Genomic DNA, 586 nt, shown 5'->3' with positions numbered 1-586 from the left:
GCGGCCTTTTCGGTCGACAGTGTGGTGATCTGCGGTGAGAGGCCCAACCGCAGCAGCGCGCGGCTGGCGATTTTGGCGTGCCCGAACGAGGCGCCTTGTTTGTGGTGCCCGTAGACCGGGCGCAAAAGCGAGTCGATGTCCAAAAATGCGCGCTCCTGGATGCCGGGCAACAGCGGCGTGCGTGCCGCGAGTGCCACCAGGTGCTCGCGGGCCACCGCGGCCAGCTGGTTGGCATGCCCGAAGGTGAACTCGCGCAGAAAGATCCCCAACGTCGAGGGCGCATACACCTCGTCGAACACCCGTGGCGTGCCGCCTGCGCGTAACACGTTGGCATCGTCGATGCTGTCCGCGCCGCACATCATGCCCGCGATGATCGTGGTCAGCTTTCCCACCGGGTTGACCGCACCTGAGGCCACCCGTGTGCTGGGTAACTCGACATGCTCGCCGATCAAACACGAAAGACCGGTCTGCTCAGCCAGTTCCAGCGCCGGCACCAAACCTGTCGCCGACACCAAATTCGGCTCGTCGAACACCGCGGACTCGACGCTGAAGGTATACGATGATCGCACCGAGAATGCCTTCCGAA

At 64.0% G+C, this 586-nt stretch carries 1 pseudogene; it reads right to left on the bottom strand.

Annotation, left to right across the window (positions count from 1 at the left end):
* Nucleotides 1–569 (bottom strand): annotated as a pseudogene (locus F6Q13_RS19760) (IS1380 family transposase); the annotation flags it as partial.
* Between the last annotated feature and the right edge of the window lie 17 nt (nt 570–586).

Origin of the sequence: Mycobacterium sp. (genome assembly GCF_008709575.1) — a bacterium.
Taxonomy (GTDB): domain Bacteria; phylum Actinomycetota; class Actinomycetes; order Mycobacteriales; family Mycobacteriaceae; genus Mycobacterium.
Note: the sequence above shows the minus strand (reverse complement) of the source record. Positions and strands in the feature narration are given on the sequence as shown.